This window comes from Pseudomonas sp. CYM-20-01 (genome assembly GCF_023169845.1).
Taxonomy (GTDB): Bacteria; Pseudomonadota; Gammaproteobacteria; order Pseudomonadales; family Pseudomonadaceae; genus Aquipseudomonas; species Aquipseudomonas azotoformans.
This window is the reverse complement of sequence record NZ_AP025169.1, coordinates 1,167,904-1,194,217: the sequence shown is the minus strand read 5'-3', so window position 1 is coordinate 1,194,217 and position 26,314 is coordinate 1,167,904. Positions and strand designations below refer to the sequence as shown.

General features: G+C 58.5%; 23 protein-coding genes. 8 read left to right on the top strand and 15 right to left on the bottom strand.

Features of this window, described 5'->3' with window-relative positions; all coding sequences use genetic code 11:
- The first annotated feature begins 198 nt into the window (after positions 1 to 198).
- Complete coding sequence (locus M2497_RS05230; RefSeq protein ID WP_248486154.1) at positions 199 to 1,356, top strand: phospholipase; 1,158 nt, start codon at positions 199 to 201, stop codon at positions 1,354 to 1,356.
- A 24-nt stretch (positions 1,357 to 1,380) separates the two neighbouring features.
- Here M2497_RS05230 and M2497_RS05225 read toward each other — a convergent pair whose 3' ends face one another.
- The 8 genes from M2497_RS05225 to rplM form a co-directional block, all read right to left on the bottom strand.
- Positions 1,381 to 2,130, bottom strand: coding sequence for a FadR/GntR family transcriptional regulator (locus tag M2497_RS05225; RefSeq protein ID WP_248486152.1), 750 nt, complete (start codon positions 2,128 to 2,130; stop codon positions 1,381 to 1,383).
- A 158-nt stretch (positions 2,131 to 2,288) separates the two neighbouring features.
- Complete coding sequence (locus tag M2497_RS05220; RefSeq protein WP_248486150.1) at positions 2,289 to 2,708, bottom strand: ClpXP protease specificity-enhancing factor; 420 nt, start codon at positions 2,706 to 2,708, stop codon at positions 2,289 to 2,291.
- Between the two features lie 17 nt (positions 2,709 to 2,725).
- Complete coding sequence (locus tag M2497_RS05215) at positions 2,726 to 3,343, bottom strand: glutathione S-transferase N-terminal domain-containing protein (RefSeq protein ID WP_024073431.1); 618 nt, start codon at positions 3,341 to 3,343, stop codon at positions 2,726 to 2,728.
- Between the two features lie 149 nt (positions 3,344 to 3,492).
- On the bottom strand, positions 3,493 to 4,272 hold the full coding sequence (locus tag M2497_RS05210) for a cytochrome c1 (RefSeq protein ID WP_034102164.1): 780 nt from the start codon (positions 4,270 to 4,272) through the stop codon (positions 3,493 to 3,495).
- Positions 4,272 to 5,483, bottom strand: a complete 1,212-nt coding sequence (locus tag M2497_RS05205) for a cytochrome bc complex cytochrome b subunit (protein WP_003171746.1) — start codon at positions 5,481 to 5,483, stop codon at positions 4,272 to 4,274. Before M2497_RS05205 ends, M2497_RS05210 begins: the two co-directional genes overlap by 1 nt.
- Positions 5,483 to 6,076 (bottom strand): ubiquinol-cytochrome c reductase iron-sulfur subunit, encoded by a 594-nt coding sequence (gene petA, locus M2497_RS05200; protein WP_034102161.1) that lies wholly within the window; start codon positions 6,074 to 6,076, stop codon positions 5,483 to 5,485. Before petA ends, M2497_RS05205 begins: the two co-directional genes overlap by 1 nt.
- 266 nt (positions 6,077 to 6,342) lie before the next feature.
- Positions 6,343 to 6,735 carry a 30S ribosomal protein S9 gene (gene rpsI, locus M2497_RS05195; protein WP_002555064.1) on the bottom strand — a complete coding sequence of 131 codons (393 nt, stop codon included), beginning with the start codon at positions 6,733 to 6,735 and terminating at the stop codon, positions 6,343 to 6,345.
- A gap of 14 nt (positions 6,736 to 6,749) precedes the next feature.
- Positions 6,750 to 7,178 (bottom strand): 50S ribosomal protein L13, encoded by a 429-nt coding sequence (gene rplM, locus M2497_RS05190; RefSeq protein WP_003188508.1) that lies wholly within the window; start codon positions 7,176 to 7,178, stop codon positions 6,750 to 6,752.
- 248 nt (positions 7,179 to 7,426) lie between these two features.
- Here rplM and M2497_RS05185 point away from each other — a divergent pair, with 248 nt between their 5' ends.
- Entirely contained in the window at positions 7,427 to 8,467 is a 1,041-nt protein-coding gene (locus M2497_RS05185) for an NADP(H)-dependent aldo-keto reductase (protein WP_248486148.1), read from the top strand.
- Positions 8,468 to 8,580: 113 nt separating this feature from the next.
- Here the strand turns inward: M2497_RS05185 and M2497_RS05180 are convergent, their stop codons facing one another.
- On the bottom strand, positions 8,581 to 9,717 hold the full coding sequence (locus tag M2497_RS05180; protein ID WP_248486146.1) for an acyl-CoA dehydrogenase family protein: 1,137 nt from the start codon (positions 9,715 to 9,717) through the stop codon (positions 8,581 to 8,583).
- Positions 9,718 to 9,937: 220 nt separating this feature from the next.
- Between M2497_RS05180 and M2497_RS05175 the strand changes: the two genes are divergently transcribed.
- Entirely contained in the window at positions 9,938 to 10,858 is a 921-nt protein-coding gene (locus M2497_RS05175) for a GlxA family transcriptional regulator (protein ID WP_177409527.1), read from the top strand.
- A gap of 128 nt (positions 10,859 to 10,986) precedes the next feature.
- On the opposite strand, the gene zapE is transcribed toward M2497_RS05175, so the two are convergent.
- The 3 genes from zapE to M2497_RS05160 form a co-directional block, all read right to left on the bottom strand.
- On the bottom strand, positions 10,987 to 12,081 hold the full coding sequence (gene zapE, locus M2497_RS05170) for a cell division protein ZapE (protein WP_034102154.1): 1,095 nt from the start codon (positions 12,079 to 12,081) through the stop codon (positions 10,987 to 10,989).
- 79 nt (positions 12,082 to 12,160) lie between these two features.
- Positions 12,161 to 13,516, bottom strand: coding sequence for a tryptophan--tRNA ligase (locus M2497_RS05165; RefSeq protein ID WP_078046866.1), 1,356 nt, complete (start codon positions 13,514 to 13,516; stop codon positions 12,161 to 12,163).
- Between the two features lie 24 nt (positions 13,517 to 13,540).
- The gene (locus M2497_RS05160; RefSeq protein ID WP_038850899.1) at positions 13,541 to 14,170 is read right to left on the bottom strand and encodes an alpha/beta fold hydrolase; all 630 of its coding nucleotides are present in this window, start codon (positions 14,168 to 14,170) and stop codon (positions 13,541 to 13,543) included.
- 147 nt (positions 14,171 to 14,317) lie between these two features.
- Between M2497_RS05160 and M2497_RS05155 the strand changes: the two genes are divergently transcribed.
- Positions 14,318 to 14,755 (top strand): DUF1043 family protein, encoded by a 438-nt coding sequence (locus tag M2497_RS05155; RefSeq protein ID WP_003171734.1) that lies wholly within the window; start codon positions 14,318 to 14,320, stop codon positions 14,753 to 14,755.
- Between the two features lie 99 nt (positions 14,756 to 14,854).
- Here the strand turns inward: M2497_RS05155 and M2497_RS05150 are convergent, their stop codons facing one another.
- From M2497_RS05150 to M2497_RS05140, 3 genes are all read right to left on the bottom strand, one after another.
- A complete protein-coding gene (locus tag M2497_RS05150; RefSeq protein WP_248486144.1) occupies positions 14,855 to 16,579 on the bottom strand; it encodes an ABC transporter ATP-binding protein/permease in 1,725 nt (574 codons plus the stop codon).
- A 112-nt stretch (positions 16,580 to 16,691) separates the two neighbouring features.
- Positions 16,692 to 17,252, bottom strand: coding sequence for a response regulator transcription factor (locus M2497_RS05145; RefSeq protein ID WP_010213178.1), 561 nt, complete (start codon positions 17,250 to 17,252; stop codon positions 16,692 to 16,694).
- On the bottom strand, positions 17,245 to 18,507 hold the full coding sequence (locus M2497_RS05140; protein ID WP_058423028.1) for an ATP-binding protein: 1,263 nt from the start codon (positions 18,505 to 18,507) through the stop codon (positions 17,245 to 17,247). Before M2497_RS05140 ends, M2497_RS05145 begins: the two co-directional genes overlap by 8 nt.
- A gap of 205 nt (positions 18,508 to 18,712) precedes the next feature.
- On the opposite strand from M2497_RS05140, the gene M2497_RS05135 reads away from it, so the two are divergent.
- From M2497_RS05135 to M2497_RS05120, 4 genes are all read left to right on the top strand, one after another.
- Positions 18,713 to 19,423, top strand: a complete 711-nt coding sequence (locus M2497_RS05135) for an SIMPL domain-containing protein (protein WP_248486142.1) — start codon at positions 18,713 to 18,715, stop codon at positions 19,421 to 19,423.
- Positions 19,424 to 19,789: 366 nt separating this feature from the next.
- Positions 19,790 to 22,636 (top strand): DUF6543 domain-containing protein, encoded by a 2,847-nt coding sequence (locus tag M2497_RS05130; protein WP_248486140.1) that lies wholly within the window; start codon positions 19,790 to 19,792, stop codon positions 22,634 to 22,636.
- Between the two features lie 131 nt (positions 22,637 to 22,767).
- Positions 22,768 to 24,369, top strand: a complete 1,602-nt coding sequence (locus M2497_RS05125) for an ABC transporter substrate-binding protein (protein WP_248486138.1) — start codon at positions 22,768 to 22,770, stop codon at positions 24,367 to 24,369.
- 258 nt (positions 24,370 to 24,627) lie between these two features.
- On the top strand, positions 24,628 to 26,256 hold the full coding sequence (locus M2497_RS05120) for an ABC transporter substrate-binding protein (protein ID WP_248486136.1): 1,629 nt from the start codon (positions 24,628 to 24,630) through the stop codon (positions 26,254 to 26,256).
- The last annotated feature ends 58 nt before the right edge of the window (positions 26,257 to 26,314 follow it).

Below are 26,314 nucleotides of genomic sequence, written 5' to 3'. Positions count from 1 at the left end.
GGTTGTTGTTGGTTTTGGTGATGTCGTACGTCATCGTACAACTATAAAAAGATTCGTCAACTGCAATTCATCAGACTTCATTCAACGAGGGGTTGAAGAGCACCGTCTTGACGTAGGAAGTTTTTACTCTATGCTCGATAAAACTGTATATACATACAGTAATTAAGGAAGATTCCTACGACATAGCAAGGAGCTAACATGTCAGGTCTTGATCTCGCAGTATCCGAAAAAAAACCACCTGTCCTGCGTTTCGAAGGGGGTGAACACACCGCCATCGGCGACGACACGCTACTGCGCTTCGCCAAGGACGCCCCGGCAATTCCCGCCCGCCAAGTCGAGCTGCACCTGCCCAACGGGCTGGCGTTGACCTATGGCCAGATCATTGCCTTGGGCGGCGACTTCTATGGCATCCCCGGCCAGCCCATCAGTGATGGCGCCTCCCCTGCCGAACGTGTGCAACGCTTTTCCGCTGCTTTCAACACGCTCGCCGCGCTACCCGCCTCGCGGGAAGAAGCGCACAAGATCCTCGCGGTGATGCAAAAGGAGATCAATGCAGTCAAGCAAGCGATCAAGGATGGCAAGCAGGCCCATGAAGCCTACGACGCCTTGGGTGATACGTTGTCTGAGGAATGGAACCGCATCACCGGCGGTGGCAGTGCGGTGTCAGCGCTGATCCCACTGGGCCGCTACCTGAAGCTGGCGGCAGACAATGCCGACCACTTCGGCGAATGGGCGCTGTCCGCGTACCTGGCGGGGCACACAGTGGCGCTGCAACAAGCCGTCGTGGCGCACCAGATCGGTACCGACCAGGCGCTGGAACTGGCCTATGCCATGAACAGCTTTGCTGATCACTTTTTGACCGATCTGTTTTCGGCAGGCCACTTGCGTGTACCGCGCAAACAACTGGCAGCGGTGGTGACACCCGGTGAACTGGGTTCGCTGATCAGCCGCTTCATGCACGATGAAGACAGCAAATTCGGGCTGAAAGTGCGCAATGCCCTGGGCGATCAATGGCACGCGTATGGGGACAAGCGCTACTTCGATGATATCGATGCGGACAACCGGATGCAGGTCAAACGTGCGGTGCAAGCTTCAGCCGATGAGATCTTCGATACGTTTATCAGTGGTGCCGCGCCCTCCCCGGCCAACTTCAAGGCACCGCTGTATGTGCCCGACCTGAATGCGGCACAGAACCCGGCGAACAACTTTTCGCCGCTGTTCAAGATGGAGGGAGACAAGGTGCTGCGCCGCAAGGATGTGAATGACCTGAACGACAAGCGCTGGACGAATGATTGGTGGGGGTGGAGCACTTACCTGCTGCTCAAGGACTACAAGCCAAACACCCCGACAAACTGACAACCGCGCCTACAGGCAGCACTTCTAGATGCGCTGCGCCTCTGCCTCTTCATGGGCATGGCGCAGCCGCTCGCGGCTATTGGTCAGGTGCAAACGCATCGCCGCCCGCGCCGCATCCGAATCCTGGCGGGCAATCGCCTCATAGATCTCTTCGTGCTCACGGCTCAAGCGGCTCATGTAGTGCTGCTGGTCATCATGGGCCAGGCGCGCCGAATTCAGGCGGGTGCGCGGAATGATGCTGGTGCCCAGGTGGGTCATGATGTCGGTGAAGTAGCGGTTGCCGGTGGACAGCGCGATTTCCAGGTGGAAGGCAAAGTCGGAGGCCACCGCATCGCCGGCGTGGGCCGCGCTTTCATTCAGGGCGTCTAACGCCGCACGCATGGCGGCCAGTTGTTCATCGCTGCGGCGCAAGGCGGCCAGGCCGGCGGATTCCACTTCCAGGCTGATCCGCAATTCCAGAATCGCTAGCACGTCACGCAGGGTCACCACGGTAGCCGGGTCGATGCGAAAGCCGCTCGGGCTCGGCGTGTCCAGCACAAAGGTGCCGATACCATGACGGGTTTCCACCTGCCCTGCCGCCTGCAAGCGTGAGATGGCTTCACGCACCACCGTGCGGCTGACGCCATGGGCGTCCATGATCGCCGACTCGGTGGGCAGTTTGTCGCCCCGCTTGAGCTGGCCGTCGCGGATCTGCTCGGACAACACCGTGACCAATTCCTGGGCAAGGCTGCGGCGCTTGCGGGGAAGACGAGGGGCGGTGTTGGCGTTTTCCATGATGAATCATCTTTCTCGGCGAACTTGAGCACGCATCATAGCCCATGGTGGTTGTACGATCACCGTCCGGGCGCGACTTTCATCTACATCCTTCGCGCAAAAAAATGCCCCGACACAGGTCGAGGCTTTTTTTCGGCTAACCCCGAGGGGAACGCCGGTTATTTCACCACTTTTAGGCTCGGCCGGCCGCTGGGGCGCGGTGGCTCGGAGTCTGGTGGCGGCTGATCATCACCCTCTTCGCTTTCGATCGATTCGTCGTCCTCGAAAGGCGACTCCAGATCGAACACCATGCCTTGGCCGTTCTCCCGGGCATAGATGCCGAGGATGGCGCCAATCGGCACGTACAGCGTATGCGGCACACCGCCGAAACGCCCTTCGAAGCTGACCGCTTCATTGTCCATGTGCAGATGGCGTACGGCACTGGGTGATACGTTCAGCACAATCTGCCCGTCGCTGGCAAAACCCTGCGGTACCTGAACCGCAGGAAATTCCGAATTGACCAGCATGTGCGGGGTGCAATCGTTGTCCACAATCCACTCATAGAGCGCGCGGACCAGGTAGGGTCGACTGGAGTTCATCAGCGGCTCCTTAAGCCTTAGCGCATATCGCGTTCGACACCAGACAGACTCGCCTGGAAAGCCTCACGCGCAAACTGGCGCTCCATGTAATCAAGCAGCGGCTTGGCTGGCCGCGGCAGTTCAATACCAAGAATCGGCAAACGCCAGAGTATCGGTAATAGGCAGCAATCCACCAAACTTTGTTCCTCACTGAGGAAAAAAGGCTTATCGGCGAACAGCGGCGAAACGCCGGTCAGGCTCTCGCGCAATTCCTTACGCGCCTGTACACGTGCCGCTTCTTTGCTGCGGGTATCCAGGATCACATCCACCAGCCCGCACCAGTCACGCTGGATCCGATGGATCAGCAGGCGGCTGTTGGCACGCGCCACCGGGTACACCGGCAGCAAGGGTGGATGCGGGTAACGCTCATCCAGGTATTCCATCACGACGGTCGACTCCCACAACGCCAGGTCACGATCGACCAGGGTGGGCAAGCTGCCGTAGGGGTTCACTTCGATCAGTTTGGGTGGATGACGACCTGCTTCCACACTGATGATCTCGGCGCTGACACCCTTCTCTGCGAGCACGATACGTACTCGGTGGGAATAGTGGTCGGCGGGGTCGGAGTAACAGGCCAACCGGTTGGTCACGCCCATGGCGGTCCTCCTCGCTTGTTGAAATTATCGAAAGCTCAAAAACGAGCGCGCCCAGAGAGCATCTCTGTAACGCCTGGTACAACCAGACCGCTACGTATTCAGAGATGCCGCTGGGCGCGCAAGATTAACAGCAATTGCTTACGGTTGGATCAATGCACATCCTTCCAGTATTCGCGTTTGAGCAGATAGGCGAATACGAAGAAGAAGGCCAGGTACAGCAACACATACGTACCGATGCGCTGATGCTGCAGTTTGACCGGGTTGGCCGAGTAGGCCAGGAAGGTCACGAGGTTCTTGACCTTCTCGTCGAACTGCTCGTCTGTCAACGAACCTGGGGTTTCTATCTTCAGTTGATCGCACGCTTCATGAGTCAAAGGCGTGCCAGTCAACGGATCGTATTGCTTCTTGCCGTCTTCAACGACCTGAATCTGCTTGCATCCTACCACTTGCTTGCCTTGCAGGCCGACCAGAACGTTAGGCATGCCGACATTCGGGAACACACGGTTGTTCACGCCATAAGGGCGCGCCGGGTCTTCGTAGAAGGATTTCAGGTAGCCGTAGAGCCAGTCAGTGCCGCGTACACGTGCCACCAGGGTCAGGTCAGGCGGTGCTGCGCCGAACCAGGTCTTGGCGTCGGCGGGCTTCATGCCGATGGTCATGTGGTCGCCGATCTTGGCACCGGTGAACACCAGCTTTTCCAGCATCATTTCATGCGGGATACCGAGGTCATCGGCCACCCGTTCGTAACGCTGGAACTTGGCGCTGTGGCACCCCATGCAGTAGTTGGCGAACGTACGTGCGCCGTCTTGCATGGCTGCCTTGTCAGACACGTCGATATCGACTTTTTCCAGTTCCGGGCCGCCGTGCTCGGCAGCGAAGGACAGTAGCGGCAGGGCCGCAAGCATCAATGCAACGAATAACTTTTTCATCAGCCAGTCACCCTTTCCGGAACCGGTTTGGTCTTCTCAAGCCGGGTGTAGAACGGCATCAGAATGAAGTAGGCGAAGTACAGGAAGGTGCAGACCTGCGACAGCAACGTACGCTCAGGGGTCGGCGCCAGTACGCCCAGTACACCCAGGATCACGAACGCAATGCAGAACACCCACAGCCAGATCTTGCTCAGCCAGCCCTTGTAGCGCATGGACTTGACCGGACTGCGGTCGAGCCAAGGCAACACGAACAGCACCGCGATGGCCGCGCCCATGGCGATTACGCCCATGAGCTTGTCGGGGATCGCCCGCAAGATCGCGTAGAACGGCGTGAAGTACCAGACCGGGGCAATGTGCTCAGGTGTCTTGAAGGCGTTGGCCTGTTCGAAGTTAGGCTTCTCCAGGAAATACCCGCCCATCTCCGGGAAAAAGAACACGATCGAGCAGAACACGAACAGGAACACCACCACGCCGACAATGTCTTTCACGGTGTAGTAAGGGTGGAACGGAATGCCGTCCAGCGGGATGCCGTTTTCGTCCTTGTGCTTCTTGATGTCCACGCCATCCGGGTTGTTGGAACCCACTTCGTGCAGCGCCAGGATGTGCAATACCACCAGGCCCAGGATCACGATCGGCAAGGCTACCACGTGCAGGGCGAAGAAGCGGTTCAGGGTGATGCCCGAGATCAGGTAGTCACCACGGATCCACTGGGTCAGGTCGTTGCCGATCACCGGGATCGCACCGAACAACGAGATGATCACCTGGGCGCCCCAGTACGACATCTGGCCCCACGGCAGCAGGTACCCCATGAAGGCTTCGGCCATCAGCGCCAAGTAGATCAGCATGCCGAACACCCACACCAACTCGCGAGGCTTCTGGTACGAGCCGTAGAGCAGGCCGCGGAACATGTGCAGGTAGACGACGATGAAGAACGCCGACGCGCCGGTAGAGTGCAGCAGGCGCAGGATCGAGCCGTACTCGACGTCACGCATGATGTACTCGACGGACGCAAATGCCTCTTCCGCCGACGGGGTGTAGCTCATCGTCAGCCAGACGCCAGTGACAATCTGGTTGACCAGCACCAGCAATGCCAGGGAGCCGAAGAAGTAGAAGAAGTTGAAGTTTTTTGGCGCGTAATATTTGCTGAGATGGTCTTCCCACATTTTAGTGGCGGGGAAGCGCGCATCCACCCAATCCATGAACTTGCTCATCACGCGTTCTCCTTATCGAGGCCAATGACAATGAGGTCGTCAGTTTCGTAGGTATGCGGAGGCACAGGCAGGTTCAGGGGCGCGGGCTGGGACTTGTAGACACGGCCAGCAAGGTCGTAGTGGGAGCCGTGGCAGGGGCAGAAGTAACCGCCAACCCAATCCTTGCCCAGGTCGACTGGGGCCACTTCCGGGCGGAAGGTAGGCGAGCAACCCAGGTGGGTACAGAGACCGACCAGCAGCAGGATCTCTGGCTTGATCGAACGCACTTCGTTCTTGGCGTAGGCGGGTTGGTCGGAATTCTCGGATTTTGGGTCAGACAACTGGCCTTCGATCTTTTTCAGATTCCCCAGGATTTCCTCGGTACGACGAACAATGAAGACCGGCTGGCCGCGCCACTCAGCAATCATCTGCTGTCCTGGCTCGATCTTGCTGATATTCACCTTCACCGGTGCACCTGCGGCTTTCGCCTTGGCACTGGGAAACCATGACCCCACGAACGGGACCGCAGCCCCCACCGCTCCTGCAGCACCCACCACGGATGTGGCTGCTACCAAGAAGCGACGCCGGCCTGCATTCACGCCGTCATTGCTCATTCAGTCCTCTCCCATCAGCTTTTTGGCCTGTTAAATCAGGCGTCTACTAAGTGTTGAATCTTTACTTATAAAAATTTTGCCGAATGGTAATGAAAAGCCCCACGTATGACAAGGGAATTGCCCTGGGCTCAGCCTCCAGGCCTTGTAGTATAGGGGGTCTACGGATGTGGCAAGTTGTCACGGCGATTTTTCTGCATAAATTGCAGGCAATAAAAAACGCCCAGCTCCGTGAGGAGGCTGGGCGTTTTTGTGGAACGTAAAGCGAATTAACGCTTCGAGTACTGCGGACGCTTACGCGCTTTACGCAGACCGACTTTCTTACGTTCAACTTCACGGGCATCGCGAGTTACGAAGCCAGCTTTGCGCAGAGCGCCACGCAGGGTTTCGTCGTACTGCATCAGAGCGCGAGTGATACCGTGGCGGATTGCGCCAGCTTGACCACTTACACCGCCACCGATAACGGTGACGTAGATGTCGAACTTTTCAACGGTCTCGGTCAGTTCCAGCGGCTGACGAACTACCATGCGGGCAGTTTCGCGGCCGAAGAAGTTGTCCAGGGAGCGGTTGTTGATCGAGATGTTACCAGTGCCCGGACGCAGGAAAACGCGTGCGGTTGCGGTTTTGCGACGGCCAGTGCCGTAATTTTGAGTCGCCGACATAATGAACTATTCCGTTAAAACTTCAGTTCTTGGGGCTGCTGAGCAGCATGAGGGTGTACAGCGCCCGCATAGACTTTCAGCTTGCGAAACATATCGCGACCCAGTGGGCCCTTAGGCAGCATGCCTTTGACCGCGATTTCGATCGGGGCTTCAGGCTTCTTGGCAATCAGGCCTTCGAAGTTGGAAGACTTGATACCGCCTGGGAAACCGGAGTGACGGTAGTACATTTTGTCGCTTGCTTTGTTGCCGGTTACACGAACCTGCTCAGCGTTGATGATCACGATGTAGTCACCGGTGTCAACGTGAGGGGTGTACTCAGGCTTGTGCTTGCCACGCAGACGGCTGGCGACTTCAGTGGCCAGACGACCCAGGGTCTGACCAGCGGCGTCGACGACAAACCAGTCGCGCTGAACTGTTTCCGGTTTTGCAGTAAAAGTTGTCATTCTTTAATAGCCTCAGGGGCCGCCCTGTAAATTAGACGGCGGATCTTACTGAATAGTGCGTACTTTGACAAGTCAAAGGCAGCCGGATACAGACGCTATCGGGGGCTCGGGTCGGCGCGTCCGTTCAACGGCAAGATTCTTCGGCAGGCGGCGCATCACTTCCACTGCAGAAAGAGGTGGGCAATTATGCAGATTGCGAAAAAAAATTCAACCTGCTTTTATGATTGTTTTCCCTGAAGGAGCACCCGATGGATTATCGACAGCTGGGCCGTACGGATCTGAACGTGAGCGCGATAGCCCTGGGCACCATGACGTGGGGCGAGCAGAACAGCGAGGCAGAGGCCTTCGCACAGATCGAGCGGGCCAAGGCCGCGGGGATCAACTTCCTCGACACAGCCGAAATGTACCCGGTGCCGCCCAAGGCCGACACCTACGCCACGACCGAGCGCTACATCGGTAATTACTTCAAAAGCCGTGGCGACCGCGCCGACTGGATCCTCGCCAGCAAGATCGCCGGCCCCGGCAACACCATCGACTACATCCGCGATGGCCACCTGCGCCATAACCGCAAGCACATCGTCGACGCACTGGATGCCAGCCTCAAGCGCCTGCAAACCGACTGGATCGATCTCTACCAGCTGCATTGGCCAGAACGCAGCACCAACTTCTTCGGCCAACTGAGCTACAAGCACAAGGACGAAGACGACCTCACCCCGCTGGAAGAAACCCTCGAGGCGCTGGACGAGCAAGTGAAGGCGGGCAAGATCCGCCACATCGGCCTGTCCAACGAGACCCCGTGGGGCACCATGAAATTCCTGGCCCTGGCCGAAGCCCGTGGCTGGACCCGTGCGGTGTCGATCCAGAACCCCTACAACCTGCTCAACCGCAGCTTTGAAGTGGGCCTGGCGGAAGTCGCGATTCGCGAGCAATGCGGCCTGCTGGCGTACTCCCCCCTGGCGTTCGGCATGCTCAGCGGCAAGTATGAGAATGGCGCCCGCCCAGCGAAGGCACGACTGACGGAATACAGCCGCTTCAGCCGTTACTTCAACCCGCAGTCGGAAGCGGCATGCAGCCGTTACGTTGCACTGGCGCGGGAACATGGGCTGGACCCGGCGCAGATGGCGCTGGCGTTTGTGACACAGCAGCCGTTTGTGACCAGCAATATCATTGGTGCCACGTCGCTGGAGCAACTGGATAGCAACATTGCCAGTGCGTATCTGAAACTGTCGAAAGAGGTATTGGAAGGGATTGAGGCGATTCAGAAGGATCACCCGAACCCAGCGCCTTGATTGATCTTAAGACCGCTATCGGGGGCAAGCCCCCTCCCACATTTTGATCTGTGAATACATTCAAGTGTGGGAGGGGGCTTGCCCCCGATTTGGCCATCAGCAGAACCGCCCAATCAAAGCGCCCGCGCAATGATCTCCTTCATGATCTCATTGGTCCCCGCATAAATCCGCTGCACCCGCGCATCCGCCCAGGCCCGGGCAATCGGGTATTCCCACATGAAGCCGTAGCCGCCGTGCAGTTGCACGCACTCATCGAGCACCTTGCATTGCAGGTCGGTGGCCCAGTACTTGGCCATCGCCGCCGTGGGCACATCCAGCTTGCCCTCCAGGTGCAACGCCATGCACCTGTCGACGAATACTCGGCCGATCTGAATCTCGGTGGCCATCTCCGCCAGCTTGAAGCGCGTGTTCTGAAAGTCCGCGATCGCCTTGCCAAACGCCTTGCGCTCGCGGGTGTATTCCAGGGTCCATTGCAACGCCGCCTCGGCTGACGACAACGCGCCAATCGCCACGGTCAGGCGCTCCTGGGGCAACTCCTGCATCAAGTACGCGAAGCCCATGCCCGCCTGGCCCAGCAGGTTTTCCTTGGGCACCCGCACATCCTGGAAGAACAGCTCCGAGGTGTCCTGGGCCTTCATGCCCACCTTCTCCAGGCGCTTACCCTTGTCGAAGCCTGGCGTGTCGGCTTCCACCAGGAACAGGCTGGTGCCCTTGGCGCCCGCCTTGGGATCGGTCTTGGCGACCACGATCACCAACTCAGCCAGGTAGCCATTGGTGATGAACGTCTTGGAGCCGTTGATCACGTACTCATCGCCATCCAGCACAGCACTGGTCTTGACGCCTTGCAGGTCGGAACCGGCCCCCGGCTCGGTCATGGCAATGGCCGTGACCATCTCGCCGGAGATCAATTTGGGCAGGTATTTGTGCTTCAGCGACTCACTGCCGTAATGCAGGATGTACGGTGCAACAATGTCCGAGTGCAGGGAAAAACCGATGCCGGTCAGGCCCAGCCGGCTGATCTCTTCGATCACCACCGCGCTGTACAGGAAGTCCGCGCCCAGCCCGCCATATTCCTCCGGCAAGTGCGAACACAGCATGCCCGCCTCCCCCGCCTTGCTCCACAAACTGCGGTCGATGTAGCCCTGCTTCTCCCATTGCCCATGGAACGGCGCAGCGTCCTTTTCGAGGAAGGTGCGCACGCTCTCGCGGAAGAGTTCGTGTTCCGGGCTGAACAAGGTTCTGGGAATCATGGGTCACCTGCGTGGATTGTCGGACAAAGACGAGCCCACAGAGACTATGCCGCGAAGGCAGCACGGGACACTGGACACATGCGACAAAAAATAAGACGATCCAGCCGTCTGGTGACCACTTTCCCCTATAAGAATAAATGAAATTATGTCTAACCAAATCTCCACGCCGTTGCGGCGCGTCAGCATTTTGGCCATTGATCGGGTATTCGCTTCAACCCTCATGCAAGCCAAGGATTTCTTCCACCTCGCCAGCCTGCGTTACGGCAAGCAACAAGGATTGGGCCTGACTCCCGCGTTCGAATCGCGCCTGGTCAGCCCCGACGGGCAATCGGTACGCAGCTTCAGTGATGTAATCATGCCGGTGGACGGCGGCCTGGAAGACGCCGACATCATTGTGCTGCCAGCCTTCTGGGATGACTTCGACGCCTTGTGCACACGCTACCCGCAGGTGTTGCCCTGGCTGCGCGATCAGCACGCACGCGGTGCGGTGTTGTGCGGCGAAGCCACCGGGGTGTTCTGGCTGGCTGAAGCCGGCCTGCTCGATGGCAAGGAGGCGACCACCTATTGGCGCTTCTTCAATGCGTTCAGCGAACGCTTCCCCAAGGTCCAACTCAACCAGGACAAGCACCTCACCGACGCCGACAACCTGTATTGCGCCGGCGGCACCACCTCGGCGTGCGACCTCTACATCTACCTGATCGAGCGTTTCTGCGGCGCCAACATCGCCCAGGCCGTGGCCCGCGACATTCTCTATGAAGTACAGCGCAGCTATGCACCGGGACGCATCGGGTTTGGCGGACAAAAGCTGCATCAGGACGTGATCATCCTGCAGATCCAGCACTGGCTCGAAGAACACTTCGCCGACAAATTCCGCTTCGAAGACGTGGCCCGGGAACACGGCATGAGCATCCGCAACTTCATGCGCCGCTTCCAGACTGCCACCGGCGACAAGCCTTTGCATTACCTGCAACGGCTGCGTATCGAAACGGCCAAAGGCCTGCTCTCGGGCAGCCGCAAGAGCATCAAGACCATCAGTTATGAGGTGGGTTACGACGATGCGAGTTTCTTTGCGCGGTTGTTCAGGCAACACACTGAGTTATCGCCGAACCAGTATCGCCAGCAATTCCAGCAGGCAGCCTGAGCCAGAGCGTATACAAGGCAAATGTGGGAGGGGGCTTGCCCCCGATCGCGATGTATCTGTGCCAGATGTGTTGGCTGACACACTGCTATCGGGGGCAAGCCCCCTCCCACCCTTGATTTGTGTTGCTGCTAAGGTTTGTGGCCGCGCGAGAGGAATTCGTGGGACTGCATCTCCAGCAGGCGGCTCAAGGTGCGCTGGAACTCAAAGTTCAAGCGCCCACCGGTGTACAGGTCCTTGAGCTCGACTTCCGCCGAGATGATCAACTTCACGTTACGGTCGTAGAATTCGTCGACCATGTTGATGAAACGGCGCGCGATGTCGTCGGTGGTGACGCTCATCTGTTCCACACCGCTCAAAATCACTGCGTGAAAGATCTTGCCCAGTTCAATGTAGTCGTTCTGGCTACGCGGGCCGTCGCACAGCTGGCGGAACTCGAACCAGGCCACGTCATCACAGGTGCGCAGCGCGATGATTTCGCGGTTCTCGATCATCAGCTTGTCGTTTTCCACCGCCTGGGTGCATTCCGGCGTGAGGGCGCGGAAGCTCTTTTTCAGGCTTTCGTGGGCGGCTTCGTTCAGCGGGAAGTGGAACAGCTCCGCTTGCTCCAGGTGACGCAGGCGGTAGTCGACGCCGCTGTCGACGTTGACGATCTCGGTGTTCTGCTTGATCAGCGCGATGGCCGGCAGGAAACGCGCGCGTTGCAGGCCGTCCTTGTACAGGCCGTCAGGCACGATGTTCGAGGTGGCGACCAGGGTCACACCGTTCTTGAACAGCTCTTCCATCAAGGTGCCAAGGATCATGGCGTCGGTGATGTCGGAGACGAAGAATTCATCGAAGCAGATCACCCGGGCTTCTTCGGAGAACCGCTTGGCGATGATGGTCAGCGGGTTTTTCTCGCCCGGCAGGGTCTTCATCTCTTCATGCACGCGCTTCATGAAGCGGTGGAAGTGCGTCCGGACCTTTTCCTTGAACGGCAGCGCCTCGAAGAAGGTGTCGACCAGATAGGTCTTGCCCCGGCCTACGCCGCCCCAGAAGTACAGGCCCTTGACCGGCGTGTGGTCTTTCTTGCCAAACAGCTTGCTGAACATCCCTGGCTTGTTCTGCGAGGCCGCGATCAGGTCGTCGTACAGGCGCTGCAAATGACGCACCGCGTTTTCCTGGGCCGCGTCATGGAAGAATTCAGGGCGTTTCAGATCAGCTTGATATCGTTCTAGGGGCGTCATAATTTCGTTAGCAAGGCAACAAAAACGGGCCGTCACTGTAACGACGGCCCTGGATAATGGCAATCAACCCTTGGTCGGGTTAATCCTCGAGGGGGGTCAACGCGACGCGCAGAGCAGCGATGGCCGCATCGCGAGACGCTTCGTCGGCGAATTCCGCACTGTCCGCCACCGCCACGCCGTCCAACCATACGCTGAAGCCCAGGGCCTCGGTGCGCAGGTCCAGCGCGTCGCCGCTTTGCAGTTGCTTGGTCACTGCGCCTGCCGCCTTGCCATCGGCAAAGTTGCGCGACAACAGCAGTTGCTCGCCGTCGGCCGCCAGCAGGCGGAAGCGGAAACTGCCGTCGTCTTCACGGAAGCTCACGAAGCGCGCGGCTTTCGCGGCTTTCTTCTTGGCCGCGACCGGCGCTGCCGCCTGGTTGACGAACGAACGCAGGCCGACCGCTTCACGCAGTTCAGCCAGGAACGGAGCGGCCACGGCACGCGCCTTCTTGGCGCCGATCAGCAGCAGGTCTTCCATGTCCGATGGGCGCGACATCAATTGATGGTAGCGCTCACGGGCTTCGCCCAGTTGGCCGTCGAGCAGTTGGAACAGACGGTTTTTCGCCTCGCCCCAACCCAGCCCTTGCAGCAGCTCGGCGCGGAACTCTTCTTCCTGGGCCTTGCTGGCAAACGCCTGGTACAGGGTGAACAGGTGCGAATTGTCCGGGTCCTTGGCTTCGCCCGGGGCGCGGGAGTCGGTAACGATCCGCGAGATGGCGTCCTTCATGTCCTTGGCGCTGGTGAACAACGGGATGGTGTTGTCGTAGCTTTTCGACATCTTGCGGCCATCCAGGCCCGGCAAGGTGGCGACGCTTTCTTCGATCAACGCCTCGGGCATGGTGAAGAATTCTTTACCGTTGCCGAACAGGTGGTTGAAACGCTGGCCGATGTCGCGGGCCATTTCCACGTGCTGGATCTGGTCGCGCCCCACCGGCACCTTGTGCGCATTGAACATCAGGATGTCCGCCGCCATCAGCACCGGGTAGCTGTACAGGCCCATGCTGATGCCCGCATCCGGGTCTTCGCCGGCTTCCACGTTCTTGTCCACCGAGGCCTTGTACGCGTGGGCGCGGTTGAGCAGGCCCTTGGCGGCCACGCAGGTCAGCAGCCAGGTCAGTTCGGGGATTTCCGGGATGTCCGACTGGCGATAGAACGTCACCCGGTTCACATCCAGGCCACCGGCCAGCCAGGTCGCGGCGATTTCCATGCGCGAGCGCTGGATGCGCTGCGGGTCATCGCATTTGATCAGGGCGTGGTAGTCGGCCAGGAAGTAAAAGGAGTCGGCATTGGCGTCCTGGCTGGCGAGGATCGCCGGGCGGATCGCACCGGCGTAGTTGCCCAGGTGCGGCGTGCCGGTGGTGGTGATGCCGGTGAGGATACGGGTACGAGTCGTCATGGGTAATCGCTTATCAGACTGCTATCAATTCGAGAGTCGCGGCAGCACCAGATCCTTCAGATCGGTGAGCTTGCCGTGAAAAAAGTGTCCGCATTCTGCCACTTTCAGCAGCTCATGGGGGCGATTCAAGGCGGCGGACCAGTCGTAGACGGTCTGCGGGTCGACCACTTCGTCGGTTTCCGGCTGGATCAGGGTCAATGGGCAGCCTTGTGGCAACGCATCGGTATCGCGAAGGCGCATCACCGCCGCAGCGACCATGAACAGGTGCGAGAGCTTTTCGCCCTTGGCCTCCAGGCGCCCACCCAGGCTGGCGGCCACGTAGCCACCGAAGGAAAACCCGAGCAAGGTGATCGGCAGGTCGGGGTGTTTTTCCCGCAGCCAGGTGGCAGCCGCTTCGGCATCGTCCACTTCACCGGTGCTCATGTCGTGGGTGCCGGCACTCGCGCCGACGCCACGGTAATTGAAACGCAAGGTGATCAAACCGGCATCGCGGGCGGTGCGTTGCAGGGTCGATACAACTTTATTGAGCATGGTCCCACCCTGCACCGGGTTAGGGTGACAGATCAGTGCCAGGCCACGTGGCTCGGGGTGATCCAGGTACAGGGCTTCCAATTGACCTACCGGGCCATCGATCAAAACGGGGGTTTCACGCATGAGCAAGGAATGAACTCCGTGACCTCTCAAAGGGTCGACTCGTCTAGCTAAAAGTCTGTGCATGGCATCATTGCGAGCTTAATCGCGGTATACAGCGCAGGTTTGAGCCGTTAACGTAAAGCAAAGCCGTTTATAGAGGAAGGACTCGTGGAACACTCGCTCTTAGTTTGGTTGTTGCCGACTCTTGCCCTGGTTGCCGGTGTCGCCATTGGTTTCCTGGTTGCTCGCTTGCTGCCGAATGCCGCGCCTAACCGCACGCAACGTCAGCTGGATGACATCCAGGAACGTTTTGACAGTTATCAGAACGAGGTTGTTACCCACTTCAACAGCACCGCGACCCTGGTCAAGAAGCTCACCCAGAGCTACCAGGAAGTACAGGATCATCTCGCCGATGGCGCCAACCGCCTCGCCCTCGACGACATCACCCGCCAGCGCCTGCTGGCCGCGTTGCATTCCGATGCACCGCAAACCCCACGGGAGCGCCTGACCCCTCCGCGGGAAAACCAGGAGCCACCACGGGACTACGCGCCAAAAACGCCGAACGCCCCCGGCATGCTGGATGAGCATTACGGTTTGAAGAAGTAACCTAATCTTCAAGCACTAAAAAGCCCGGCTGATCGATGATCAGCCGGGCTTTTTGTTGTGGGAGGGGGCTTGCCCCACTCCCACATCGACCTAAAGGACTCAAGCCAGTAGTTGTTCCTGAAGACGCCCCCCCTCGATCCGCACATGCCGCCCATGGAAGCGCTTGAGGCTGCTGCGATGACCGACGCTGACGATGCTCAGCCCCGGCAACTGATCGATCAACGCTTGATACAGCGTTGCCTCATCCTCTTCGTCCATGGCCGACGTCGCTTCGTCCATGTACAGCCATTGCGGTGCAAACAACAAGGCGCGGGCAAACGCCAGGCGTTGCTGTTCGCCCGGCGAGAGCATGCGCTGCCAGTGGTTCGCTTCGTCCAGTCGCCCGATCAGATGGGGCAGGCGGCAGGTTTCCAGGACCTGTGCATAACGTTCCGCCGGGTAGACGCTGTCGTCCTGTGGATAACTCAGCACCGCCTTCAGCGTGCCAATCGGCAAATAGGGTTTCTGCGGCAGGAACAGATAACGCTCGGCCGGCAGGCGGATATTGCCGTGACCGTTAGGCCACAGGTTGCCCATCGCCCGCAGCAACGTCGACTTGCCGCTGCCGGAGCGACCGCTGAGCATCAGGCGCTCGCCCTCGGCAACGGTCAGGTCGGCGCCTTGCAGCAGGTGACGACCGTCGGCCAGGTCCAGGCTCAGGTCCTTGACCTGCAACCCCGCGCCCTGATGCTGCAGGCCAATGCCCATGGTGCGGGTTTCGTTGTCTTGCATGGCTTGGCCGAAACTCAGCAGACGATCACAGGTGGCGCGCCAACTGGCCAACAACGTGTAGGCGTCGACAAACCAACTGAGGCTGCCTTGCACACTGCCAAACGCCTGCGCCACCTGCATCAGCACGCCCAGTTCGATCTTGCCGGCAAAGTAACGCGGGGCCGCGACGACAAAGGGAAAGATGATCGCGATCTGCGAGTAACCGCTGGTAAAGAAATTCAGGCGCTTCTTGAGCTGCATGATGCTCCAGAAGTTGCTCCATACCCGTCCGAAACGCGCGCTTAACTGCTGGCGCTCGTTGGGCTCACCGTTGAACAGCGCGATGCTTTCCGCGTTCTCCCGCACCCGCACCAGGCTGAAACGCAGGTCAGCCTCAAAGCGTTGTTGACGGTTGCTCAAGCCGATCAGTTTTCGACCAATCAAGTGCGTCAACCAGCTACCGATCACCGCATACACCAGGGCGGCCCAGAACATATAGCCGGGAATGGTGATGCCCCATACTTCGATGCTGCCGGACACGCCCCACAGGATCACCGAGAACGACACCAGGCTCACCAGGTTGCTGATAAAGCCCAGCCCCAGGGTCAGGGTGCTGGCGGTAAAGGCATTGAGGTCTTCAGAGATACGCTGGTCGGGGTTATCGGTGTAGCCGCCGTATTCCAGGTGGTAGTAATTCTTGTGGCCCAGCCATTGGGCAAAGTAGCTTTCCGTCAGCCAGCGGCGCCAGCGGATGGTGAGCATCTGTTGCAGATAAGAGGTGAACACGCCGGTCACAATCGCCACCACCGCAATCACGCTGAAGTACATCAGCAGGTGGGTAAAGGCGTCGTAGTCCTTGTGCTCCAACGCGTTGTAGAAATCGCGGTTCCAACTGTTGAACCACACCGACACGGCGACACTGAACAGCGACAGCCCCAGCACCACCAACAGCAGCAGCCAGGCCATGCCCTTCTCTTCACTGCGCCAGTAAGGCGTGATCAACCCCCACACCCGCCGTAAAAATTGCCCACGCACCGCGTCGTTGACCGCGGAATACTCAGCGTTCTGATTCATTGTCCAGGCTCGGTAGGGAAAAAGATGACAGGCTTTCGAACCGATCATAGTTGATCGGTTCGAGGCTCCGTGCGGCCTGAAGCAGATTGTTCAGCTGTTGTTCAGATCAGGCTCAGCGCCGTACCGGACGCTTCTGCAACTTGCGCTGCAAGGTACGGCGGTGCATACCCAGGGCGCGGGCGGTGGCGGAGATGTTGCCTTCGTGCTCAGTCAGCACGCGCTGGATGTGTTCCCACTGCAGACGGTCTACCGACATCGGGTTTTCCGGCACCAGGGTGTCGAGGTCGGCGTGTTCGGACAGCAAGGCTGCCAGCACGTCGTCAGCGTCTGCCGGTTTGCACAGGTAGTTGCAGGCACCACGCTTGATCGCCTCGACGGCGGTGGCGATGCTGGAGTAACCGGTGAGGATCACCACGCGCATTTCCGGGTCGAGTTCCAGCAGCTTGGGCAGCAGCACCAGGCCGGAGTCGCCGTCCATCTTCAGGTCGAGCGCGGCGTAGTCCGGCAGGTCAGCCTGGGCGATGGTGAAGCCTTCCTCGGCCGACCCTGCGGTGCTGACACGGAAACCGCGACGGCTCATGGCGCGCGCCATCACGCGGGTAAAGGTGGCGTCGTCATCTACCAGCAACAGGTGCGGCAGTTCTTCGCCTTCGACTTGGATCTCGTCACTCATCGATATCTCCTCGTGCGACACGGGGCAGGCGCAGCTCGGTGAGCGTGCCACCTTCCTCATGACTATAGAGCTTCACTGAGCCGCCCGCGCGGGTCACGCTGGCCTTGCTCAAAAACAGGCCCAGGCCGAAGCCTTTGCCCTTGGTGGTAAAGAAGGGTTTGCCGATCTGTTCGGCAATGGCCAACGGTACGCCCGCGCCGTGGTCACGAATGCTGATGGTCACGTCTTCCGCATCCCAGTCCAGCTGTACGCCCAGGCCTTCGGGGCAGGCATCGGCGGCATTGTTCAGCAGGTTGAGCAGGGCCTGGGTCAGATCCGGCGGCGGCGCCATGCGCGGCACGGTGCCCTGCCCTAATAGATGAAAACGGTAACTGGCTTCGGGACGCATCAGGTGCCAGCGGTTCAGGGCTTCGTCGAGCCACTGGGTCACATCCTGCATCTCCACCGCCAGGCGGCGATTGGCCTCGGCGGCGCGTACCAGTTGCTGCAAGGTCTGCTTGCACTGCTTGACCTGCTCGCGCAGCACGCCGAGGTCTTCCTGCAACGCCGGGTCGTGATGGTCCTGGGTCATCTCATTGAGCAGCACGCTCATGGTCGCCAACGGCGTACCCAGTTCATGGGCGGCGCCAGCGGCCTGGGTGGCGACAGCCAGCAGTTGCTGATCGCGCAAGCCTTCTTCACGGCGAATGGCGCGCAGCTCTTCCTGGCGGCGCAGTTCTTCGGCCATGCGTGCGGCGAAGAAGGTGATGACGGCGGCGGACAGCGCGAAACTCAACCACATCCCGTAGATCTGCAGGTTTTCCCGGGCGATGGGGAAGGTTTGCAGCGGATAGAAGCGCGCCAGCAACAGGGTGTAGAGGGTCAGGGCGATACCCGACAGCACCACCGAATACCGCCACGGCAAGGTCACGGCAGCGATGGTCAAGGGCACCAGGTAATAAGAAACGAACGGATTGGTGGAACCGCCGGAGAAATACAGCAACACACTATGGATGAACAGGTCGCAAGCCAATTGCAGGGCATATTCCAGCTCGGTCACCGGCCACGTGGTGCGCAACCGGATGGCGGTGAACACACACAGCACAATGGAGAACCCGAGGGTCACGCCCAGCTGCAGCCACGGCAGCGGCAGCAGGTCGAACCAATAGGCGAGCCCGACGGAGCCAGCCTGTGCGGCCAGCACCAGCGTGCGGATGAACGTCAGGCGCCAGAGGTTCTGGCGGGTGGCGGAAGTCAGTTTTACGGCGGCGAGCATGAGCTCTCCCGGTGAGCGCTGCAGGCGGATCGGCAGGAGTATAAACGAAGCCGACCCGCTGGCACGGCACGTGTGGCTCTTTGCCGCAGACCGGGCAAATGACCGTTCGTCGGCAGCGCCACAACTTGTAGGTAATGTGTAAACCCGAAGAACCCGCTGCCACCGTCTACAGTCATACCGAACACGACCACCCCAAGGAGCTTTCATGTCTCGTTTCACTCGCAGTGCCGCTGTTATCACCCTCGGCCTCGCCACCCTGGCCAGCCTTCCGGCCGTGGCCGCCGAAGGGCTGAACTACAACCAGATTTCCCTGCGCGCCGAGGTCAGCCAGGAGGTGGCCCGCGATAAGATGATCGTCACGCTGTATACCGAGTCCCAGAACAGCGACCCGGCCAAGCTCGCCGCCGAAATCACCACCACCATGAACAAGGCGCTGGGCCAGGCCCGCGAAGTCAAAGGCGTAACCCTGCGCCAGGGCAGCCGCAACAGCTACCCGATCTACGACAACAAGAACCAGAAGATCACCGGCTGGCGCGAGCGTGCCGAGCTGCGCCTGGAAAGCGCGGACTTCCCTGCGCTGTCCAAGCTCACCGGTGAACTGCTGAATACCCTGAAAATGGAAAACATGGACTTCGCCATCGCTGACACCACGCGCAAGGCCAGCGAAGATGCGCTGCTCAAGGATGCAGTCGCCGCATTCAAGGCTCGCGCCCAACTGGCCACCGATGCGCTGGGCGGCAAGGGCTACAAGATCGTCAACTTGAACTTCAACACCAATGGCTACCCGATGCCTTACGCCCGTGGCGGGATGATGATGAAAGCCGCGATGGCCGATTCGGCTCCCACGCCCGAAGTGGAAGCCGGCACCAGCCAGGTCAGCATGAGTGCCGATGGCGTGATCGAAGTGCTGCAGTAAAGCACTGAACGGGCAAAAGGGGCTGTAACCATTGAATCAACAGCCATGCTTGCTACCTGATGCTATGGCATCTGGCGCGTCCTGAATGGACGCGCCTTTTTTATGGGGGCAATTATATCTATATAAAGCCGCACTCACCTCGCGTTACAACGCTATCACTTCCCCGTTCCTCCTTATAGTGCGCTGGAAACGCGCCCTACCTCATCGCAGCAACGCACTATCCAAGAGTTTTATTCAAAACATGTATGCCGTAACAACAATGTGAAAAGAACAAAACGTAAGGCCGGAACGTCCCCACTATCATTTGCCACGCATCTATCTGAAACATAGCTGCCAGGGAGGCTCACTTCAAAAGAGCGAGATCAAATGATAAAGACGCCCCTAAGCCCTGCCTCGACATCTGTGCCCGAGTCACCCAGCAACTCGGCAAACCTTGCCACACCGCCTGCTCCCGGCGCTGAGCATGAGCCCCGCCAGAAAAGCGCCAAACGACGCAACCATCACGAAACACTCATTCCGGGCCTGCCATATAACCCAGGGGTGGAAAGGTACATCTGGAAAGCCGCCGAAGGGTTCAAGACTCCAAGCCAGAGTACCGCTGAGATTATCAAGGCCGACTTGAAGAAACGCTGGGACAAGGATATTGATCCGGATAACACGTTTATCGTGACGTTGAACTATGACCCCAAGCAACCAAAACCCAAGAATGGCAAAGTCTTAAATAAAATATCACTGACGCAGGCCGCGCTGCATAACATCCAGAGCGCTAATAAGGAAGACGAGCACCAGACGTCGCCCGAAAAGCTGCGATCAACCCTGCACACCTGGCTAGACCGCCTCGCGCCCGCGCTCCCTTTGCCCGCGGTGGTTGATAAGGTTGTTTCGATCGCACACCCGCAGAAGACCTACGAAGGCATATACGTGGGGGCGCAGCCCGGCCAACCAGAGGTATACGACCGTACAAACCTGCTACCCCAAACACCTGCGGTATTTCGTAGCATCGTATGGAACACCGACTTCAGCAAACCGTATACGCAATTCCTGAATGAGTTCTGGCCCGCGCATGAGCGCAAGTACGAACAAATGAGTAAAGCATCCTTCGTGGGAGGTGCTTTGCGTCAATTTGAAAACGACAGCTTGAGCGATAGTGATACGGACTTGGCCATGCGCGCCGCCGGCCTGCCGCTGAGCACGACCTGGGAGAAGCTCAAACTTGATGATCTTTCGCCCGCTATCATCAAGGATCCCAACATGGAAGTTGGCCTGCTGAGCATCAATGGCTACAAGTCGACAGACCTGCTTTACATCACCGACAAGACAACACGCGTCGATGCCGAAGGTAAACCTTTCAACCGTACGTTGCTGTATATCCCCGGCAACTCCTCGCCGATTCATTCGTTCAACAGCCAGGCCGAGATGAAGAACTGGCTGGCTGAACAGGCGGCTGATCCGGTCAAGCGTGAAGCCCTGTCGATGCACTTTCCGTTACGTGACCAGGCCAATCGCTTTTTCTCTGACGGGGTCAATCAAACGCTGGCCGGGCTCGGCGGCTGGTCGAAAAAAGACGCACCCGATGCCGGCCCTCTGGAACGTCTCAATGAATTTGACCCACAACGGTTCATTACTACCGAACCGCTGTCCGATGACCCATTCACAACCATGACCCGGCGGCAGAAAGAGCGCTCATACGCCGATGCCGAAACCGAAATAACCACCGATGGAGATGTCACCAAAGCCACGATCCTTGAAGTGTTGGAAACCACCACAAAGATCGCCTTGATGATGACCCCGCTGGCTATCGTCATGCCCGAGGTCGCAGTGGGACTGGAGGTATTTTATGCCGCTGCCGGTGCGTTGGAAGCCGGGATAGGCGCGGACCAACTCAAGCATGGCAAGCCAGGTGGCGCGGACCATATTGTGTTTGGCGTATTGAATGCGGTGCCCGTTGTCGCTGGTGAGGCGAGCAAATTAATAAAAGGCGAGCAAGGGGCCGTCACCACGGTCAGCGAGAGCATAGAGGACACCGTCAAAGAGCCAGTGGTGCCAGACACCGACACACCGACAACGCCCATCGTCGAAGAGCCCTCCGTCAATCGACTCAAGCCGACTCAGGCAGCCAATATCAGTCAGCACGCAGTGCCAAACGGCGAGCAACTGATCGAAGGCGCGACCCGCAATTCAAAAGGGATCTATCAAATCAAAACCCCCGATGGCACGGACCAATGGTTTATCCGCTATACCGATGCTACCGGCACGCCTCAGGTGTACGAGATCAAAAGCGATTTCAAACTGAGCAACGATTATGTACAGATCATTGATCGTGCAACACGCAAGCCGGTGATGACCGCTCATTCCACGCTGGACGGCGAATGGGCCCGTGAAATCGGCCCAGGAGGCGCACGCAAGTGGCCATGGCAACGTACGCCATCGCCAGCCCCCAGTGACGAATCAAGCATACCGCCTAAGTTCTCCGATCAGTTCGTGACACTTGACGGCTCAAAAATGCAGGGGACCGAATCGTTTGATAACTACTTTGATTTCGGCAAAAACACGGACTATGTCTTGTCCACGAGCAACTTCGAAGAAAGCGGTGCAATCAAGCACAAACTCAACGTTTCCTGGACGCTGGAAGAACCAAACTTTGAGCTTCTGCCAGAAGAAAAAGCCACGCATTGGGAAGGTGACAACGACTACTCCAAAAACTTTGTGCTCGATATCAATCGCGGAAACTACAACCTGAGAACAACCACGCCCGACGGAATCACTGAACATACCTTACGCAGTACAGGGAGCAATGGTCAGGCAATACAGGCTGAAAAAATCAAACAGTTTGAACAAATCATTCCCGATCCAGAATTGCGCGCCCGTATTTCCGAAGTGGCTCACCAAGGTTCAATGGGACCTGCCATGGAATCTTTTCTCCTGCACCGAACACCCTCTGGCGAATTGAAGGAAGGCGTATTGGCCGAGGGCGTATCGATCTCCAATAATGACTCGACCTATCACATCGACTACGACCCGTCGAAAAACATTACCCGTGTATCGGCCACCGGCGACTATCGCCTCAAACACGTAGAAGAGGGATACCTGGACAACATCAACGTCAAAATCAGACGCACCTTTACCATTCACCACTCCAGCTCAGCGGGCAGCCGCTTTACTATCGACAAAAATGCGCCAACCCACGTGGAAGTATCGGTCAAAACGCCGTAACCATCGATCAACAATGAGGCCGTGACCAGCACCACCAGCCTTCCACCTACCTGAAGATGCTTAACGGCGGTAACCTCGGTAACCGCCGTTTTTCGTTCGGACAGTGATCAACTGCCACTTCAGGGGTCTCCATGGAAAGAATCGCCTTAAAACCGCTCCTCCTCGCCGCAGGCCTGCTCGGCTTCATGCCAATGGCCCAGGCAGCCAGCACCCTGGTCTACTGCTCCGAAGCCAGCCCTGCCGGCTTCGACCCCAGCCAGTACACCAGCGGCACCGATTTCGATGCTTCGGCCGAAACCGTGTTCAACCGCCTCACGCAGTTCAAGCGTGGCGGCACCGAAGTCGAACCTGGCCTGGCGACAAGCTGGGACATCTCCAAAGACGGCCTGACCTACACCTTCCATCTGCGCGATGGCGTCAAGTTCCACACCACCGATTTCTTCACCCCTACCCGCGATTTCAACGCGGATGACGTGCTGTTCACCTTCAATCGCCTGCTGGATGCCGACAGTCCGTTCCGCAAGGCCTACCCCTCCGAGTCGCCGTACTTCACCGACATGGGCTTGAACACCACGATCAAGAGCGTCGAGAAACTTGACGACCACACCGTGCGCTTCAACCTGAACAACGTCGATGCGTCGTTTGTGCAAAACCTGGCCATGAGCTTTGCCTCGGTGCAATCCGCCGAGTACGCCGCGCAACTGCTCAAGCAGGGCAAGGCCGAAGAGATCAACCAGAAACCCGTAGGCACCGGGCCGTTTGTGTTCAAGCGCTACCAGAAGGATTCGCAGATCCGCTACGTGGCCAATAAACAGTACTGGAAGCCCGAGGATGTGAAGCTCGACAACCTGGTGTTCGCCATCACCCCGGATGCCGCGTCGCGCTTGCAGAAGCTCAAGGCCGGCGAATGCCAGGTCAGCGGCTACCCGCGCCCTGCCGATATCGAAGTGATGAAACAGGACCCGAACTTGCGCGTGCTGCAGCAGGCTGGTTTCAACCTGGGCTTCCTGGCCTACAACGTGACCCACCCGCCGCTGGATCAGCTCAAGGTGCGCCAGGCCCTGGACATGGCGATCGACAAGCCGGCGATTATCAAGGCGGTGTACCAGAGTGCCGGACAATTGGCGCAGAACGCGCTGCCTCCAGCGCAGTGGTCTTATGACCCCACCATCAAGGACGCGCCCTACGATCCGACCAAAGCCAAGGCGCTACTAAAAGAAGCAGGGGTTGCACCAGGTACCACCATCAACCTATGGGCAATGACCGTGCAACGCGCCTCCAACCCGAACGCGCGCATGTCGGCGCAAATGATCCAGCAGGATTGGGAAAAGATCGGGATCAAGGCCAACATCGTCAGCTACGAATGGGGCGAGTACATCAAGCGCGCCAAAAACGGCGAGCATGACGCGATGATTTATGGCTGGACCGGCGACAACGGCGACCCGGATAACTGGCTCGGCGTGCTCTACAGTTGTGCTGCGGTGAAGGGCAGCAACTACGCCAAATGGTGTAACCCGGCCTACGACAAATTGGTGCAGCAGGCCAAGGTCAGCAACGACCGCGAACAGCGCATAAAGTGGTATCAACAGGCACAAAAAATCCTTAAGGAACAAGTACCTATAACACCTATTGCAAACTCGACGGTTTTCCAGCCCCTGCGCAAGGAAGTGCGGGACTTCAAGATCAGCCCCTTTGGCCTGACACCGTTCTACGGCGTGAGTCTAGATAAGTAACAGCAACGCCCCAACCGAGTGCGCCAGACGCCTCGGCTGGGCTTTTTTGGTGCGATGAATGCACCGAAAAAACCCTCGAAATATGCGCAAATATGTCGAAACTTTCATAATTGCGACATTCCTGTACGTTCGTACCACTGTTTCACCCTCGCAACGGTTCAGCATCTTGCAATGGGTATGGCGCCTGCATAAGTATCCGCAGGCCGACTCACGAGGTCGCCCTCACCACCAAAAATGACAACAAATCATGAGGCCAACATGCTTAAACACGCAGTCATTCCGTTAATTGTTAGCGCTGGCCTTATGGCCGCAGCTCCTTTCGCCCAAGCGGCGACTAACCTGGTGTTCTGCTCCGAAGGGAGCCCGGCCGGTTTCGACCCAGGCCAGTACACCACCGGAACAGACTTCGATGCCTCGGCCGAAACCATGTTCAACCGCCTGACCCAGTTCGAACGCGGCGGCACCGCTGTGATTCCTGGGCTGGCCACCAGCTGGGACGTGTCCCCGGATGGCTTGACCTACACCTTCCACCTGCGTGATGGCGTCAAGTTCCATACCACCTCGTACTTCAAGCCGACCCGTACCTTCAATGCCGATGACGTGCTGTTCACGTTCAACCGCATGATCAACAAGGACGATCCGTTCCGTAAGGCCTACCCCACCGAGTTCCCGTACTTCACGGACATGGGGATGGACACCAACATCAAGAACATCGAAAAAGTCGATGACCATACTGTCAAGTTCACCCTTGGCACCGTGGACGCCGCCTTCATCCAGAACCTGGCGATGAGCTTCGCTTCGATCCAGTCGGCTGAATACGCCGCCCAACTGTTGAAAGACGGCAAGGCCGCGGACATCAACCAGAAGCCAATCGGCACTGGCCCGTTCGTGTTCAAGAGCTACCAGAAAGACTCGAACATCCGTTACACCGGCAACAAGGACTACTGGAAACCTGAAGACGTGAAGATCGACAACCTGATCTTCGCCATCACCACCGACCCGTCGGTGCGTATCCAGAAGCTGAAGAAAAATGAATGCCAGATCACCTTGTTCCCACGTCCGGCCGACCTCAAGGCGCTGGGCGATGACAAGGACCTGAAACTGCCGCATCAAGCCGGTTTCAACCTGGGCTATATCGCTTACAACGTGATGCCGGTCCTCAAGGGCCAGACCGCCGCCAACCCACTGTCCGACCTGCGCGTACGTGAAGCGCTGGACATGTCGGTGAACAAGCAGCAGATCATCGACTCCGTGTATCAGGGCGCCGGCCAACTGGCCGTCAACGCCATGCCACCAACCCAATGGTCCTACGACACCACCATCAAGGATGCACCGTACGACGTGGCCAAGGCCAAGGACCTGCTCAAGCAGGCCGGCGTCAAAGACGGCACCGAGATCACCCTGTGGGCCATGCCGGTTCAACGTCCGTACAACCCGAACGCCAAACTGATGGCCGAGATGCTGCAGAACGACTGGAAACAGATCGGCCTGAAGGTCAACATTGTCAGCTACGAATGGGGCGAGTACATCAAGCGTTCCAAAGGCGGCGAGAACCAGGCCATGATCATTGGCTGGAGCGGCGACAATGGTGACCCGGACAACTGGCTGAACGTGCTGTTCGGCTGCGACTCGCTGGCCGGCAACAACTTCTCCAAGTGGTGCGACAAGAAATTCGACGGCATCGTCAAAGAAGCCAAGGCAACGTCGGACGTCGCCAAACGCACCGAGCTGTACAAGCAGGCGCAACATATCCTCAAAGATGCAGTCCCGATGACACCTATCGCGCACTCGACGGTGTATCAACCCATGCGCAACACCGTGCAGGACTTCAAGATCAGCCCGTTTGGCTTGAACTCCTTCTACGGCGTGAGCGTAAGCGGCAAGTAAGGATCACTGGCGGCGACGTTGCATAAACGTCGCCGTTATTGCATCCGCCTTGGCCGTA

Bases quoted from the DNA above. Each gene is read 5' to 3' on its own strand.
- M2497_RS05230 (WP_248486154.1), top strand. From the start codon at position 199: ATGTCAGGTCTTGATCTCGCAGTATCCGAAAAAAAACCACCTGTCCTG.
- M2497_RS05225 (WP_248486152.1), bottom strand. From the start codon at position 2,130: ATGGAAAACGCCAACACCGCCCCTCGTCTTCCCCGCAAGCGCCGCAGC.
- M2497_RS05220 (WP_248486150.1), bottom strand. From the start codon at position 2,708: ATGAACTCCAGTCGACCCTACCTGGTCCGCGCGCTCTATGAGTGGATT.
- M2497_RS05215 (WP_024073431.1), bottom strand. From the start codon at position 3,343: ATGGGCGTGACCAACCGGTTGGCCTGTTACTCCGACCCCGCCGACCAC.
- M2497_RS05210 (WP_034102164.1), bottom strand. From the start codon at position 4,272: ATGAAAAAGTTATTCGTTGCATTGATGCTTGCGGCCCTGCCGCTACTG.
- M2497_RS05205 (WP_003171746.1), bottom strand. From the start codon at position 5,483: ATGAGCAAGTTCATGGATTGGGTGGATGCGCGCTTCCCCGCCACTAAA.
- petA (WP_034102161.1), bottom strand. From the start codon at position 6,076: ATGAGCAATGACGGCGTGAATGCAGGCCGGCGTCGCTTCTTGGTAGCA.
- rpsI (WP_002555064.1), bottom strand. From the start codon at position 6,735: ATGTCGGCGACTCAAAATTACGGCACTGGCCGTCGCAAAACCGCAACC.
- rplM (WP_003188508.1), bottom strand. From the start codon at position 7,178: ATGACAACTTTTACTGCAAAACCGGAAACAGTTCAGCGCGACTGGTTT.
- M2497_RS05185 (WP_248486148.1), top strand. From the start codon at position 7,427: ATGGATTATCGACAGCTGGGCCGTACGGATCTGAACGTGAGCGCGATA.
- M2497_RS05180 (WP_248486146.1), bottom strand. From the start codon at position 9,717: ATGATTCCCAGAACCTTGTTCAGCCCGGAACACGAACTCTTCCGCGAG.
- M2497_RS05175 (WP_177409527.1), top strand. From the start codon at position 9,938: ATGCAAGCCAAGGATTTCTTCCACCTCGCCAGCCTGCGTTACGGCAAG.
- zapE (WP_034102154.1), bottom strand. From the start codon at position 12,081: ATGACGCCCCTAGAACGATATCAAGCTGATCTGAAACGCCCTGAATTC.
- M2497_RS05165 (WP_078046866.1), bottom strand. From the start codon at position 13,516: ATGACGACTCGTACCCGTATCCTCACCGGCATCACCACCACCGGCACG.
- M2497_RS05160 (WP_038850899.1), bottom strand. From the start codon at position 14,170: ATGCGTGAAACCCCCGTTTTGATCGATGGCCCGGTAGGTCAATTGGAA.
- M2497_RS05150 (WP_248486144.1), bottom strand. From the start codon at position 16,579: ATGAATCAGAACGCTGAGTATTCCGCGGTCAACGACGCGGTGCGTGGG.
- M2497_RS05145 (WP_010213178.1), bottom strand. From the start codon at position 17,252: ATGAGTGACGAGATCCAAGTCGAAGGCGAAGAACTGCCGCACCTGTTG.
- M2497_RS05140 (WP_058423028.1), bottom strand. From the start codon at position 18,507: ATGCTCGCCGCCGTAAAACTGACTTCCGCCACCCGCCAGAACCTCTGG.
- M2497_RS05135 (WP_248486142.1), top strand. From the start codon at position 18,713: ATGTCTCGTTTCACTCGCAGTGCCGCTGTTATCACCCTCGGCCTCGCC.
- M2497_RS05130 (WP_248486140.1), top strand. From the start codon at position 19,790: ATGATAAAGACGCCCCTAAGCCCTGCCTCGACATCTGTGCCCGAGTCA.
- M2497_RS05125 (WP_248486138.1), top strand. From the start codon at position 22,768: ATGGAAAGAATCGCCTTAAAACCGCTCCTCCTCGCCGCAGGCCTGCTC.
- M2497_RS05120 (WP_248486136.1), top strand. From the start codon at position 24,628: ATGCTTAAACACGCAGTCATTCCGTTAATTGTTAGCGCTGGCCTTATG.